This is a genomic window from Plectonema radiosum NIES-515, from assembly GCF_025753815.1.
Lineage (GTDB): Bacteria > Cyanobacteriota > Cyanobacteriia > Cyanobacteriales > Nostocaceae > Hassallia > Hassallia radiosum_A.
In genome coordinates, this window is record NZ_JAOWRF010000010.1 from 1 (window position 1) to 16,107 (window position 16,107).

Annotated in this window: 10 protein-coding genes and 1 pseudogene; 4 read left to right on the forward strand and 7 right to left on the reverse strand. The window is 42.0% G+C overall.

The features are described 5' to 3' along the window. Positions 1-20: 20 nt before the first annotated feature. A complete protein-coding gene (locus OGM63_RS01135) occupies positions 21-527 on the reverse strand; it encodes a pentapeptide repeat-containing protein (protein WP_263743661.1) in 507 nt (168 codons plus the stop codon). A 167-nt stretch (positions 528-694) separates the two neighbouring features. Beyond that, positions 695-2,164, reverse strand: a complete 1,470-nt coding sequence (locus OGM63_RS01140; protein WP_263743662.1) for an LCP family protein — start codon at positions 2,162-2,164, stop codon at positions 695-697. 116 nt (positions 2,165-2,280) lie between these two features. On the opposite strand from OGM63_RS01140, the gene OGM63_RS01145 reads away from it, so the two are divergent. The 4 genes and pseudogenes from OGM63_RS01145 (at position 2,281) to OGM63_RS01160 (ending at position 6,788) form a co-directional block, all read left to right on the forward strand. Then, positions 2,281-3,345: a mannose-1-phosphate guanylyltransferase gene (locus OGM63_RS01145; protein WP_263743663.1), complete on the forward strand. Its 1,065-nt coding sequence runs from the start codon at positions 2,281-2,283 to the stop codon at positions 3,343-3,345. Between the two features lie 114 nt (positions 3,346-3,459). Then, the gene (gene yidD / locus OGM63_RS29685; protein WP_263743670.1) at positions 3,460-3,717 is read left to right on the forward strand and encodes a membrane protein insertion efficiency factor YidD; all 258 of its coding nucleotides are present in this window, start codon (positions 3,460-3,462) and stop codon (positions 3,715-3,717) included. Between the two features lie 114 nt (positions 3,718-3,831). After that, complete coding sequence (locus OGM63_RS01155; protein WP_263743664.1) at positions 3,832-5,478, forward strand: ABC1 kinase family protein; 1,647 nt, start codon at positions 3,832-3,834, stop codon at positions 5,476-5,478. A gap of 300 nt (positions 5,479-5,778) precedes the next feature. Then, a pseudogene (locus OGM63_RS01160) lies at positions 5,779-6,788 on the forward strand (ABC transporter ATP-binding protein). Positions 6,789-7,018: 230 nt separating this feature from the next. Here OGM63_RS01160 and OGM63_RS01165 read toward each other — a convergent pair. The 5 genes from OGM63_RS01165 to OGM63_RS01185 form a co-directional block, all read right to left on the reverse strand. After that, on the reverse strand, positions 7,019-10,291 hold the full coding sequence (locus tag OGM63_RS01165) for a hybrid sensor histidine kinase/response regulator (RefSeq protein ID WP_263743665.1): 3,273 nt from the start codon (positions 10,289-10,291) through the stop codon (positions 7,019-7,021). A 59-nt stretch (positions 10,292-10,350) separates the two neighbouring features. Continuing rightward, positions 10,351-13,191, reverse strand: a complete 2,841-nt coding sequence (locus tag OGM63_RS01170) for a methyl-accepting chemotaxis protein (RefSeq protein ID WP_263743666.1) — start codon at positions 13,189-13,191, stop codon at positions 10,351-10,353. Between the two features lie 62 nt (positions 13,192-13,253). Further along, positions 13,254-13,751: a chemotaxis protein CheW gene (locus OGM63_RS01175; protein ID WP_263743667.1), complete on the reverse strand. Its 498-nt coding sequence runs from the start codon at positions 13,749-13,751 to the stop codon at positions 13,254-13,256. Positions 13,752-13,755: 4 nt separating this feature from the next. Continuing rightward, on the reverse strand, positions 13,756-14,133 hold the full coding sequence (locus OGM63_RS01180; protein WP_263743668.1) for a response regulator: 378 nt from the start codon (positions 14,131-14,133) through the stop codon (positions 13,756-13,758). 80 nt (positions 14,134-14,213) lie between these two features. After that, complete coding sequence (locus OGM63_RS01185) at positions 14,214-15,293, reverse strand: response regulator (protein WP_263743669.1); 1,080 nt, start codon at positions 15,291-15,293, stop codon at positions 14,214-14,216. Positions 15,294-16,107: the final 814 nt, after the last annotated feature.

Here is a 16,107-nt window from a genome sequence, read left to right on the forward strand (position 1 = left end):
CCTACTCCCCACTCCCCCCTTTACCGACACCCCAAACTCTCCCGTGTGGAAACACCTGTAACTGGATTGATGCCCGATGCGCGATCGCACAATAATGACACTTGATAGCGATCAATCAAAGCATCGCTAAAATCAGCACCTGTAATATCCGCACCATAAAAGCGGCTACTTGTCAAGGTAGCTTGTGTAAAAATCGCATTCTTCAGGTTTGCACCATCCATAGTTACGCGATCGACTAAAGCATCTGAAAGGTTTGCACCTTCTAAATTCGCTTTTAGTAAAACTCCCTTGGTGAGAATTGCATTAGTTAAATTGCTCCCTTGAAAATTTGCCCCGCGCATCTCCGCTGCCACAAAAGTTACACCCGTCAAATCTATGTTAGAAAAATCACGGTTTTCTAAACTCATATTGCTGTAGTTGATTGTATTTACCTGAGCAAAAGCTGGATGAGGATTAAGTATTATCCACAAGGCAGCTAGTAGCAAACTTACAATTAAACTCAAAAACCGAAGCAAAATCTTTTTCATAAATTTGTTGGTTGGAGCGTTGCTATCCACTAACCACGCTCCTCCTAACTCCTAACTCCTAACTCCTAACTCCTAACTCCTAACTCCTAACTCCCAACTCCCAACTCCCAACTCCCAACTCCCAACTCCCAACTCCCAACTCCCAACTCCCAACTCCCAACTCCCTTCTACTTCCAATCCTTACCAATACGGATTGTTAGGTCAGATTCGAGGTCGCCGGTAGAGGAGACATCGATATTACCTAAGCCTAAAATATTTTGTAGGTCAACTCCTGCTTGGTGGTTTCCTTTTTGGACAATAATCTGAGTTTGGCGTTGGGTATCGGGCCAATCAGCGGTTGTGTTAATTTTTGTAAAGCCTTTTTGTTTGAGATATGTGATAACTTTTTCAGTTAGCTGAGGTTGATTAGAAGCATTTTGAATAGTAATTTTGAGGTTCTGGACTGGTCGGACATCTGGCTTAACACCAGTTAGATTCACCCCAACGTAATCATTCAATAACCTTTGTTGTCCGGTCATATCCAGCCAATAGCTATTTGGGTCTTGGCTTAAACGGCTGAAAATACCTGGCAACATCGTCATTTGGAAATTATCTCGCTCCACATTGACGGAGAAGTTGACTAGTGCCATCATTTCTTCCATCTTCAGGTTGGTATCAAAATACTTCCGCATCATCCGGGTTAATTGTGGCAACCTGGGTAGTACAGTGGGGTTATTGAGACGATTGACCAATCCTGCCAACATTGCTTGCTGGCGCTGTACTCTGGGCAAATCTCCCATCCCTGGATCGCGGTATCGAACAAACTCGTCTGCTTGGTCGCCATTGAGGGTTTGCCAGCCTCTAACTAAAGAAGTTTGACCAGATGAGTCTTGGTATTCCATCGAACTAGGCACGTAGACCTCGACGCCACCCAATTGATCTACCAACTGACGTAAGCCGCTGGTGGAGATGCGAATATAGCGATCGATCGGCGCATTATTCAAGGTACGACTGACGACTCGTGCTGCCAAGACGGGACCACCTTGAGCATTAGCATCGGATACTTTGGTTAATCCCTTTTCGGGAATTGAGATCATCGTATCTCTGGGAATTGAAAGTACCCGAATCGATTTGTCGCTGGGGTTTAACCGTACCAGCAACATGGTATCGCTTTTGCCTGCGAAGCTTTCGGGTGAACCATCAACAGTGCCTTGAGTTGGTTCGATGCCCATGATTAATATATTCATTGGGCGTGAAAGCTGGTATTGAGAGAGTCTGCTTGCCAACTCTCCCGGCATTGGCATTTTTTGCGGATCTTTACCAGCAAGAAGTTCTTCATCGGTTCGATCCAAATCGCTCCATAGTGGAGTCCACAGTGCCAATGTGGAAACGAGCAAACCAGATAAAACGATACCTAAAACTGCTGTGAGTATCCACAACAACCAGCGAGGCATACTTAAACCCAAGCGATCGTAAAGCTCGTTGGGGATGGAACTTACCGATTCGACGACGCTTCGGTTGCCTGCCGACTGTCTTAGGTCGATTTCATCCGTAAAATCAGGTAATAGCTGATTTTGTGGCAGTTCTACCTGATTTTCCGGCAATTCTACTTGATGTGGCGTTACTTGATTTTCTGAAAATTGTACTTGTTTGATCACGATTATCTCCCCACTCAACCACTGCCTAAACGTATGTTAATCGAAGCTACAAAACTTGCCAGTGGAAATTGTCACAGTACACTTGTAATGTTGGTTGCTTAGGTTTGTATGACATAATGAATACTCCATTTTTCCCCGTAATTCTTGCAGGTGGTAAAGGTGAGCGTTTTTGGCCCCTGAGTCGCGCTTTGCGACCCAAGCAATTTTTAAGTCTCGATGGTAGCTCTAGAAGTCTTCTACAAGCAACTGCCGATCGCCTGTTTTTACTTGCTGGTGGTTGGCAGAATTTGTGGGTAATAACTTCTAGTCAGATAGCTCAAGGAGTCCGAGAACAACTACCTGAACTGCCATCTGAAAATTTACTTGTTGAGTCACAGGGAAGAGACACTGCCGCTGCTGTTGCTTGGGCAAGTTTGGAAATTAAAAAGCGTTACTCAGACGAGGCTATTATCGGCTTTTTCCCCGCTGACCACTGGATTGCTGACCAAGAAGCGTTTGCAGGTACTTTAAGTGCTGCTACTCAACTTGCGGCAAGTTCAGAAGCGATTGTCACACTGGGGATAAAGCCAACTTTTCCATCAACTGGCTACGGCTACATTGAAGAAGGCGCTCATATTGGTAGCTTTGATGAGTTGCCTTTCTTTCACGTTAATCGCTTTACTGAAAAGCCTGACCGAGAAACGGCAGAAAAGTTTCTTGCTACGAAACGTTTTAGCTGGAATAGCGGTATGTTTATTTTTCGGGCAGGGGTTGTTCTCAAAGAACTGCATACTCACGCTCCGGAAATTATTGAACCGCTAGAACAACACGGTGCTGACATTTATCCGCAGTTGCCTAAAAAGAGTATAGACTATGCCTTAATGGAAAAAACAAGTATAGCCTATGTATTGCCGGTTGAATTTGGTTGGGATGATTTAGGTGATTGGAATGCGATCGAACGTTTACTTAAAAAAGAAGACAATCCCAATGTGGAATTGGCTACCCATGTAGGGCTAGATACCAAAGGTGCAGTTATTTACGCTACCGATCCAGATGATGTAATTGTGACTATCGGTTTAGAGGATGTGGTGATTGTGCGCGATCGCAATGTCACCCTCATTGTCAAAAAAGACCGTACCCAGGAAATCAAGCAAATCCTCAAAACCTTACAGAGCGATTCCCGATTTACCGAACTTTTGTAAAATTTAAAACCCTTGGCAGAGGCGTAAAAGCTAGCATCTACATTATAACTTGAATATCTGTTGTTTTATCTAACAGTTATGCAAGTCTATAGCCTTGAGCCTCTAGCCAAGACAATGGCAATCAACTCAATTATTGCCTATAAAAATTATATTTCTCCTCACAAAGGATTTTCTTGTCCCCATCGTCTATTACACGGTGGGGATTCCTGCTCAGATTACGTCAAAACAATGCTTACCAATCAAAGTTTGACAGAAGCTCTAAAATCATCAATACAAAGATTCCAAGCCTGCACCAAAGCAAGCAAAACATTAACAATAGCATCTAGCAATGGCTTTCAGTGCCTTGTTATTCCCTGCTGCTTACCTCTATAACTTCTGTTTGATCAACAAAGAATTCTGACTCTTGAATTCTGTTTTATTCTTTATTCGCGTCCTTCTCCTGTCACCAGACGCGGAGCGAACGTATCTTCACGGTTTGTTAAAATCATGTTCCTCACTCAAACTGTTCCCCGTCAAAGAGATATCATCGAAGTCCTATTCCGTAACGGGTGGGACTACATGCGAAGGCTACTCACTGGTGCAAAAGCCGATGATCCCCAGCTACCCCCACCGGCGGTATTGAAAAACATCCTGGTGGATTTGGGACCAGTTTATGTCAAACTAGGTCAGCTACTTTCTACCCGTCCAGACTTACTTAGCGGATCGTATATTGATGAATTATCAACGCTACAAGATGAAGTCCCAGCAGTTGCTTGGACAGATATAGAAGTACTTATTCGCAAGCAATTAAAACGTCCTTTAGAAGAAGTTTTCACTACAATTAATCCGGTAGCTGTGGCAGCAGGATCAATTGCTCAAACTCATCGAGCAACACTAGCAGATGGTCGAGAAGTAGCGCTAAAAGTGCAACGTCCGGGCATAGATTTAACGGTTGCTCAAGATATCGCTTTAATTCAAGGAATTGCCGATTTAGTTGCTCGAACTGAATTTGGGCAAAACTATGAAATTAAAGCGATCGCCGAAGAATTTACTAAAGCTCTAGAAGCTGAGTTAGATTTTACACGCGAAGCAGGTTTCACCGACCAGTTACGGCGCAATTTATCTGAAAGTAAGTGGTACGATCCCAGTCAAATAGTAGTTGCCGAAATTAACTGGGATTTGACTACAGAAAAGTTAATGGTGATGGAGTGGCTGGATGGTGTACCATTACTTTCGGCGAAATTTGTCAGCGCTCAAGAAGGTAAAGACCCCACAGAAGAACGCAACGCAATTACGACTTTGTTATTTCGCGTTTTCTTTCAACAACTATACATAGATGGATTTTTTCACGCAGATCCCCATCCCGGAAATTTATTTTATTTGCGAGATGGTCGCGTCGCGCTTTTAGACTGTGGGATGGTAGGAAGACTCGATCCCCGCACTCAGCAAATATTAACAGAAATGTTGTTGGCGATCGTTGATTTAGATGCTCAAAGGTGCGCTCAGTTAACTTTGCAGCTTGCGGATTCGCGTGAACCAGTGATTTTGGCTCGTCTGGAAAACGACTATGACAGAATGTTGCGTAAGTATCACAACATGAACTTGTCAGAAATCAACTTCAGTCAAATAATTTATGAAGTTCTGCAAGTTGCCCGCAATAATAAAATCCGTTTGCCCAGCAATATGGGTTTATATGCGAAAACTCTAGCGAATTTAGAGGGTGTAGCGCGTGGATTCAACCCGCAACTAAATTTTATTGATGAAATTAAGCCATTACTGACAGACTTGTTTAGACGACAGTTGTTTGGTGATAGTCCCGTGCGATCGCTTTTAAGAACAGCGCTCGATCTCAAAAGTCTCTCCTTACAATCTCCCCGTCAAATTGAATTGCTCCTAGACCGAGTGACATCAGAAACCTTACAGTGGAATTTATCGCTACAAGGCTTAGACGGTTTGCGTCGCACTCTCGATGATGTCGCAAATCGACTTTCTTTTAGTATTTTGGTTGGTTCATTAATTATGGGAGCCGCAATTATTTCCAGCAACCCCCGCAGCGATCAGTTATCGTTTTTGAACAACGTGCTGTTTGCCGCAGCCAGTTTGTTAGGTTTGTGGTTGATTATTAGTATCTTGCGATCGGGTCGTTTACGTTAAGGTGCGGTAGAGACGTTCCGGTGGAACGTCTGTACGAAAAAAGCGGTAGAGACGTTCCGGTGGAACGTCTGTACGAAAAAAGCGGAATTATACCAATTTCCGAAAATCATGATAAATATATCATCAATTGTAGGGGCGGGGTTTCCCCGCCCTTTCTTTCCAAGATATTTATATCGCCCAAAAAGTGAAATGGTATTAGAAGATATGATTAATCCTGGCTTGTGATTTTTTTATCTGAGAATCGCCATAAAACAGAGATGATGATTGTTGCGATCGCGTGCATCACCTAAAAGAAAATCTATGTCAATTATTGTTGCTGAAAACCTGAGCAAAGTTTATCCGGTGGCAGTTAAGGAGTCAGGTATAAAAGGGACAATCACCCACTTTTTCCACCGCACCTACCGACAAATTAAAGCAGTTCAAGATGTTTCCTTTGAAATCGCTCCTGGTGAAGTTGTCGGGTTTTTGGGACCCAATGGTGCTGGTAAAACCACTACACTAAAAATGCTCACGGACTGATTCATCCCTCTAGCGGAAATGTCAGAGTATCTGGACAAATTCCCTTTCGGCGTCAAGAGGCTTTTTTGCACAAAATTACCTTGGTGATGGGACAAAAACAGCAGTTGATTTGGGATTTACCAGCGCTGGATTCTTTAAAGATTAATGCTGCTGTTTACAATATCTCAGATAAAGAGTTCCAAAGGCGAGTCGGAGAATTAACAGAAATGTTGTCCCTGGAAGGTAAGCTGACTCAAGCTGTGCGGAAGCTATCTTTAGGTGAGCGGATGAAAGCGGAACTTTTAGCCGCACTTTTGCACCGTCCCTCTGTGCTGTTTCTTGATGAACCGACGCTGGGACTAGATGTAAATGCTCAGGTGGGGGTGCGGAATTTTTTACGCGAGTACAATCAGCGCTATCAAGCGACGGTGTTATTGACTAGCCATTACATGGCTGATATTACAGCTTTGTGTGAACGGGTGCTATTAATTCACCAAGGAAAGTTGATGTATGACGGTAGCTTAAATCGACTGTTGGAACACTTCGCTCCTTACCGAGAAGTTCATGTAGAGTTAGCTCATCCAGTACCGACAGAAAAACTGATGTCCTACGGTGATGTGAAGCTTTTAGAAGGGCATACACAAGAAAAAGATGAAAATCAGACATCTGTGTGTTTTCTAGTGCCGCAAGAGGCTCTCACCCATACTGTGTCGCGAATTTTGGCGGATTTGGCGGTAGTTGATTTAACTGTAACTGAACCACCTGTGGAAGAAGTGATTGGACGAGTGTTTCAAGCAGGGGTAGTTCATTAATGGTTGACATTCTCCCGACAAGAACTGTTTTACCTTTTTCACTAAAGAAAGTTGCAAGATGCACAGCTAATGATACTCATACCCGGTAAGTGACGCATAAACTATTGTAGAGACGTGTCTCTACAATAGTTTATACTTAATAGACATCTCCATAATTTAATTATGCGTTGCCCGAAACCCTTGTAAAGACGTTCCACTCTTTACGTCTCTACATATGACTCTGGAGATGTCTAATTAGATGATGCTGCCTCTGCCATAGGAAAGATGATTTGCTCTAAGGTTCGCAGCAATTCTTGCTCGTTGTAAGGTTTAGAAAAATAGGCTCGCGCACCCAATTGTAATGCCAGTTGCCGATGTTTATCGCTACTGCGAGATGTTAACATGGCGATCGGTATATTTTTAATATCATTGTTTGATTTAACGCGACCTAAAAAGCCGTAACCATCAATCCGGGGCATTTCTATATCACAAATCACTGCTTGAACTTGCAAACCACTACTTAGTTTTTCCAAAGCATCTTGACCATCCTTTGCTTGTTCTACTTGATACCCTCCTTTTTCGAGAGTCAATGCCAAAAAACGCCGGACATTTATTGAGTCATCTACGATTAAAATAGTGCCTTTTTGGTTATGAGGCTGCGGCAAAATTGGTTTATCATCATTAGGTATGAGGAAGGCAGTTTTTAATTTTGCTGATGGCAATTTACTGGTTTTAGGTGTGCGTTGATTAGTGGCAATCCAATAGAGTAACTCGTTGGGGTTAACTAAAGCCACTACCCGACCATCACCGAGAATTGTACAGTTGCTGAAACCATTAGGCAGAGGTATATTTCCCTCAACTTGACGGATGGCAACTTCTTGTTCACCCCAACAACGGTCTATTTGCACTGCTGCCGGCTGGTTACTACCTTTGATGATTAATACATTGGCAGCATTAATCGCCGGAGCTGTTTCTAAATCTGGGCTATTATAACGGGGGCAATTAAATTCTAAGTGCTGTCCTAGGCGAATCAAAGGCAGTATAGTTCCTTGCCAATTGATAACTTCGCTACCACCCATTGGGAAAACTTGCTCGTTTTGGAGTAAGAATATTTCCAAAACCACATCTGTGGGAAATGCCAATAGCATTCGATTGCTTTCTACTAGCAGTACTCGTGCTACAGAGAGTGTAAATGGCACTGACATGGTGATAGTGGTTCCAACTCCGGGAACTGTATCAACTTTGACATCTCCCCGGATTTGTTTCAGGTTGCTGCGAACCACATCCATCCCGACACCGCGACCAGATAATGTTGTAACTTGGTCGGAGGTGCTAAATCCTGGTTCAAATATTAGGGATAACAGTTCTTCGTCACTAGCTTGTGCTAAAAGAATAGCATCTAAACCCATAGCTGCGGCGCGATCGCGAATTTTTTCTAAGGACATGCCACGTCCATCATCACGCATAGTAATGATTGTACGATTACTGCGGTGAGTCGCTTTAATTTCAATTAATGCTTGTTCTGGTTTACCAGCAGCGCGACGGGTAGCTGGATCTTCGATGCCGTGATCGAAAGCATTTCTTAATAGGTGCATTAAAGGATCGTTTAATGCTTCTAAAATGCTGCGTTCAATCAGAGTGTTGCCACCTTCTACTTTCAACTGGACATTTTTGCCATATTCTACACTCATGTCTCGCAAAGCTCTGGGAAAGCGATCGATTAAATCTGATAACGGACGCATCCGTATTTGCGTCAGCTTTGTTTGTAGATGCTTTGATGTTTTGTTTAGCTTTCTGGCAAATTGATCTGTATCGTCAACACTCAGTTGAATATCAGTTGTGACTTCTTGTACTTGAACAATGGTTTCCATTACCTCTTGGGACAAGAGGCTTAATTCGTTATAGCGATCCATTTCTAAGGCATCAAATCCCCTTTCTAGCTGCGGTGAATAGTCGCTATTGTCAAATGCAAAGTTGTCTGAATTGCCATTACCTGGATATATTAGTGATGGTGAATTAGATGGCACCCCAGCATGAGTAGTAATTTTGTCGTATGCTGTACGTAGTTCCTGATTTTCGCGATCTAGAATTTGCACTCGCTGTCCAAGATTACGTATGAGTTTGCGTAATCTTTCCATTTGCAAGTTCAGTCCATTGCGTTGGATAATTAGTTCCCCAAATAAATCGTTTATTTGCTCAAGTTGTTTGCTGGGAACTCTAACTGTATTTTCATGAATTTCGCGGTCTTTGCCAACACCAATTGGCTCTGGTTTGCGTTCAACAAATTTGTAGTCTATGGTGGAAATTTCTCTAGAAACTACTACGCTTGTTGGGTCGTCAACAGTAGCACTTTCCTCGACAATTTCTGCTTCCATTGATTCAAAACTGGCGGCAATTATTTCTGGATTTAGCCAAGTTTCTTCGGTGTATTCTGTTTTTAAGACATTGGTTTGTAATATTTCAGATTCTAAATCATGAGATTCTACCGCACTAGTAGCGAGAAACTCAGCGATCGCTTGAGTTGTCTCTAAATCATGAGATTCTACCGCACTAGTAGCGAGAAACTCAGCGATCGCTTGAGTTGTCTCTAAATCATGAGATTCTACCGCACTAGTAGCGAGAAACTCAGCGATCGCTTGAGTTGTCTCTAAATCATGAGATTCTACCGCACTAGTAGCGAGAAACTCAGCGATCGCATCTTCTGTGGATAGCAGATCCATTTGAGCATAACTCGGAGATGCCATCGTCTCAACTTCGATATCTGTAGGTAAACTATCTCGTTGATTTGTCAGCACCAAAGCTTGCGATCGCCGCCATGCTTGCAATGCTAACCGAGCAATTTGTTCAACTTCTGCATGGGTAACGGTAGCTGTGATGTGATGGGTTATCGATTCACAAAGCTGGGTAAAAGGTTGTAATTGCAACATTTCTCCCAAACCGCCCAATTCTGCTGCCATAATGGCAACTTCTTCTCGCAAGCAAGGTTGTTGACTATCTGCCAACACAGATTCTAGACGTTGCAAACATCCTTCTACTTCTGTCTCAAAAAGCAGAGGTATAATATCTTGCCCTTCGTCTGCGGAAAGTATGGTTGAGGCATCTTCTGGGGTAGGATCACCCAGGCGATCGCGCAGTTCTTCAAAAACTGGATAACAAAAAGTTGCTAACCAATCATCTTCAACCACATTACCTTCTGATAGCAATTCGACTATCTGACGCAGCCAATCTACCCCAGATAGCAGCAAGCTTTGTAATTGCGTGTCAATTTCTAAAGAGTTTTTTCGCGTCCTTAAGACTTTAAAAGAATCTTCCAAACGGTGAGCCAAATCACTTAGGGCACGAAACCCCATCATGCCTGCGCCACCTTTGATAGAATGAGCTGCTCTAAGTGCGGCATTAATTTTATCTAATTCGATGCGGTTGCTTGCGCTGATTTCTAGCAATACCTCTTCTAAGGTATTGAGATAATCTGTTGCTTCCTCCAGAAACTGCATCTGGATTTCAAGTTCTTTATTTTTTGACATAGTTTTTGTCCATAGTCAACAGTAAACAGTCATTAGTCTGAATCGCTAATGACTAATGACTAATCCACCTTGAAAGTTTCAACAGTTTCCTGTAACTCTTGGGAAATCACCGCAGTTTGTTGCAAAGATTCAGAAACTTGCCGCGAAGAATAGCTGGTGCGCTCTGAGACCTTGGCAATTTCTCTCATCAACTGGCTGACAGTTTGGGAGGTTTCTACCTGGGATGTGGTAGCGGTGGAAATCGACTGCACCAAAGAATCAATTTGGCGCGAAACATCCAAAATTTGACTCAAGCTGCTTTTAGCATCTTCAACAATTCGGGTTCCTTCTACAACTTGGGCAGTTCCCACTTCCATCGCTTGCACAACTTCGCTAGTTTCTCTTTGAATATTCTCGACAATTTGTTCAATTTCTTTTGTTGCCGCTGCACTTCGGGCAGCTAATTCACCTACTTCTTCGGCAACTACAGCAAAACCTTGACCTTCTTCGCCGGCACGCGCGGCTTCTATGCCGGCGTTGATGGCGAGTAAGTTGGTTTGCATGGCGATTTGATTAATCAAAGATACCACGCGGGAAATTTGTTGGGTAGATTCTCCCAAACGCTTGACTTTTTTCGCTGTTTCGCCTATGGTTTCGCGCAATTTTAGGATATTTTGGACTGTCATATCCATTGCTTTGCCGCTTTTTTTGGCAGTGTGCGAAGCATTTTGAGCAACCTTAGCAGCTTGTTGGGCGTTTTCGGCGACATATTGTATAGAATAGGTCATTTGATCAACAGTATCTAAGGTGCGGTTGATTTCTGAGGCTTGAAATATAGCATCTTCTGCCAGTTCCCGCATCGCTCCTTCGTTAGAACCGATCGCATAGTTGACTTGATAAGCCGCAAGTTTGACTTGGGTAACAATCAACCGCAAATTTTCAACGATGGAGTTGAAAAAGTCGGCAACGGTGCCAATTTCCCCGGTGGTGACATCAGCTCGCACTGTCAAATCTCCCCTAGCTGCACCTTCTACTTCCCCTAGTAGTTCCAGAAGTTGCATTTGCAAAGCTTCTTTTTGATGGCGTTCATCTTCGGAACCTTGTTCTGCGTGGTGTCTACGTTCTTCTAATTCCTCTAAAAGTTTTGCTTGCTCTAGAGCATAGCCAACTTGAGTGGCTATCTGCTTAAATAAATCCATTTCTGCTTGTTGCCAAAAACGGGGGCTATCGCATTGATGAGCAATCATTAAACCAACCAATTGCCCGTCTATAATCATCGGTGCGATTAAATTTGCCTTGACGGAAAATTTTTCCAACATTTTAATGTAACAGTTTGCATTTTGCAAGCTTGCCTCTTGATAAATGTTGGCGATCGCTCGCACTCTTCCATCTTTATAAGTTTCTACATGGCGATCGCGAAAACACGGATCGTCGATTTGCACTCCCATCATTTTCGGATAACCGGGGGCAACTGATTCGGCAACGATTATTCCCTCCCAAGTGGTACGATCTAATTTATAGATAACTAGGCGATCGCTTTTCAAGCACGAGCGAACTTCTCTCACCGCTGTTTTAAAAATATCTTCGCTTTTGAGATTTCGGCGAATCCGCAAAGTAATTTCTGTAATTATTTTTGCTCGTTCTGCATCCAGTTGTTGTTCTTTTAACAACATCTGTAATTGTTCTGCCATCAAATTAATATTTTCACCCAATTCGCCGAGTTCGTCTTGTGAGTTTATCTCTAAGCGCGTATTGAGTTGACCTTGTCCCAGCCTTGCTACTGTCTGAGTCGCATTCAAAATTGGTTGTATGGCACGTTTCGCTAACCAACCTGCAACCAGAGACACTAATAATGTTGTTAATGCCGTACCACCTAATATAGCCAGAAGTAAGTCTCTTTCTGGCGCAAATGCCATTGCTGTATCTGTAGCCAAAATTACTTGCCATTTCAAATCTGGCAAACCGTTGAGGTTTTCGGCAGCGTAACTAACTAGCTGTTCTTTATTGTTAATTTGGTTAATTGTTTTGAATGTGGCTTCTTTTTTTGTGGCTTGTAGTTTCCCCAAGCCAGGAAAATTTATTTTTGCTTCTCTACCTATTTGCTTGGTTTGCGAAGACATAAAAAATTTCCCAGAGGCATCAATTAAATGATATTCTTGCCCCGCGAAAGAGTAATTTTTAATTACCTCTTCTAAATTTTTTACTGGCATCCTTGTTCTGACTATGGCGATGGTTTCCCCTGTGACGGCATCCTTCACAGGGGAAACCATAAAAATACTTAGCAATCTCGTACTTTTAGATACTTCTGGCTTACTAATTAATGGGCGACCGCTTTTTAATACCAATTGAAAGTAATCGCGATCGCTATGGTTGGTGAGTGGTTCTCCTTGGGATTGTAAAATCGGCTCACCCTTTAAGTCGAACACAGCAATGCTGTCATAGACTTTATAACTCTCGACAATCTTGTTTAGTACTGCTTCTCTATCTTGTTGAGTTGTAACTCCCTTGACGCTGGAATTTATTAAAATGGGCAAACTAGCCAGCACTTGAATATCGCCATACCGTTCAATCATGAAACGGTTTACTTTGTTTGCCAAGCCTTCAGCTTCGGCTTGTTGCAGAGCGGAAAGTTTGTTACTAATCGAAAAACTGGCAATGTGATAAGCTAAACTACCAATAGCTAATACTGGCAGAGTGCTGATAGCGATCGCCAAAAGTGTCGCTTTAGATCCCAAATTCAGACGTTTGAAAACACCATTAGCACGATTCAAGGGAGAATTTGCATTTTTTTGCGATCGCCCATTGCTTCTCAATCGTTTTATACTACTATCCGTGACTTTTTCCAATGAGACTTCAGACGAAATAAACGATGCGTTTTTTTCAGCATCACTACTCTGAGCCGAATCAGTTTTATTAAACATAAAGGAATTTGCTTGAATAGGTTTATCTCAACACCAAAAATCTGTTCTTTTAGTAGTACACCCTAGTCATTACGAAGAACGGAAGACTGCACAATTGCCTGTGCATCCAATACCAGCAAGATTTCTTTGTGTTGCACAAAGCATCCACGTAAATAGGGAACTAAACTAGATGCTACTTGTCCTAGAGGAGAGTGTATTTCATCAGCCGTAAACTTGGTGGTACCTGTGATTTCTTGCACCACTAAACCTAAAAGCACTGATTCCACTCGAATAATTATCACATTGTATTGCCGCAGTCTATAATCTAGGCTTTCTAGATTCAGCATTTTTGACAGATCAACTGCCCAAACTATCCGACTGCGCCAATTCATCAAGCCCAGTACGCAAGCTGGCATACTAGGCATAGCAGCGACAGAATCAACAGAAACAATAATCGCTTCTTGCGTGTGTTTCATTGATAATACAGCAGCCGTCTGGCGATTTAATTTAAACCTAAGATAGCCATCTCCTAAGTTATTTTGAGCTTCTTTGCCAGAGAGTATAGTCTTTGAACTATTCATTGATTCAAATCGCTACTGATTTAATAGCACGCAGAAGTTGTTCGCGAGTATACGGCTTAGTTACATAGGCATCAGCACCTTGTCTCATTGCCCATAATCGATCAATTTCCTGATTTTTAGAACTGCAAATCACTATCGGTACTTTTTGAGTCACGGGATTTCTTTTGAGAGAACGACACAATTCAAACCCGCTCATTCCCGGCATTACTACATCGGTAACAATTACGTCTGGCTGTTCTGACACAGCTTTTTCTAAAGCTTCTTTTGCACCACTTGCTTTTATCACGTTGTAACCACTCTCGTTCAGATAATGGCTCATTAGTTCCAATTCACTGGGGGAATCTTCAACAATCAAAATTGTGCCAAGCAAAGTTAGACTCACTCCTACTTAATCTCCTCAAAAAGTAATTTTGGACTATTAAAGTTACTTTTGATAATTTTTACTCCTTATTAAGTTATCAGTTAACCAATATGTTTAAACACCATTTTCAGCAGTTCTGGTTGAGTAAAAGGCTTAGTTAAATAGCCTGATGCCCTAACCATCTTTGCTTTGGCTCTATCGATAAATCCTGTTCTGCCCGTCACCATAATAATAGGTGTATTTTTGAACGCTGAATGCCTCCGCAACAAAGAACATAACTCGTACCCGTCTAAATTCGGCATTTCCACGTCTAATAAGATCAAATCTGGCTTGCTACGAAGAATTTGCATCAACGCTTTCACCGGATCGTTAATCATCACAACTGAAAATGTGTTCTCCTCCAAAAAGTTATTGATGGAGTTTAAGACTGTTTGGCTATCATCAATGCAGGCAACTGTATACAGTTGTTTGCTAGCAGCTTGCTCCTGCATTTGATGATTGTGACTATTTTGACTATCAAAATTGCTTTGATGAGGCAATGGTTGCCCAAGCTGCATTTGAGATAGTGACTCAGGTTGCGGCAACCTAGTTGCTTTTTCCACAAGCGATCGCACACCACCCGCTGCTGGAAGTGGTGACTGGCTATTTTGCTGACTTCTCAATTGCTTTTGACAGTGTTCGACTAACAACCGCAAATCCAAGCTACAGAATTTTGGCAGTTGATTTAAGCTATTCTCAGCAATAAACTCATAGCTTCCTTCTTTTAAGGTCAGAAATAACTCCACTACTTCTTTAGCCAATGTCTCTATCAGCGTTGCGGCTTGCGAAGAAGTGATATAAGCTTGATTAACCAACCAGCAAATAGCTTGATAATCTGCATTTGATATCGGCTGACTTTCTGCCTTCGGTTCAAATATCAGCCGCATCTGCACAGCTGTCGCACTGTTGAGAGCAGGAATTTGCTGACTCAACTGTTGTAAGTGGTTATCCAGCCGATCAAATAACTTATCTGAATAAGAGGCATAAGTAAGTTTACCGTCCTCTAGATAGATTGACCAAGAAACATTCCCGGTAAATATCCGTAAGCACCCTGTAGCACGCCGACTGGTTAGTTGTGCTAACAGAGATAGCGGGTGTAGTTTCTGCGAAAACTTGTAGCTACCTATAGGAGTTGTGCTCATTTTACTTTTACTAGGGATAACTTCGATACATTTAATTTAAAATTGTACAGAGGTTTTGACAATTTAATCAAATATTAGATATCATAACTGTTGTAGCTTAAAAGACAAACATCCCAACCATTGGTTTGTGGTAAAGCTTAATGTTAACAAGGTTTTCTATCTATTAAATCTTAGTAAGAGTGTTAATTTACTTACCTGAGATTAACAAACATTGCTTGAGAATAATCACAAAAAATGTAAAGACTAAATAAAGGCAGTCACCTATAAGTAAATCTTCTATGGTCATAACTGCAATAATGTCTTCGGTCACAAGTTCCAACTGGCAACTTGCACTATTAATACTGAATATTTTTTTGTATTCAGATAAATCTTAACTAAAATTAATAAAAAGTAACTTTACTTATTGTTAACAATAATGAAGGAATGCCTGATAGATGTTATCACCGTTACTTGAGATTTACAGCGATTTTCAGCTTATTTGAGCCACATTCTTTTTATCTCACTTCTAGGCGCACCAGACGCAAAGGAAGAAATTAAGAAAACTTGAGTGTGGTCTAAATACATGAAAATTCCTGTAGAGTGCGATCGCTCGTAATTATATATATTTTTTATACAAGGTATAATTTCCCTTTGTTTGACTTGTTCCCTAGGGCTTTGCCTCTCAAATGTGATATTGCACAATTGTTGCCTGCTATATAAATCATAGACATCTATTGACACCTACTTTTTACTTAACGTTTCAACGGGTGAAGACGGCTTCATTACCCTTAACGTCCTGACACGCCTTAGCCTAGCGCGTCCTGGATAGCTATCT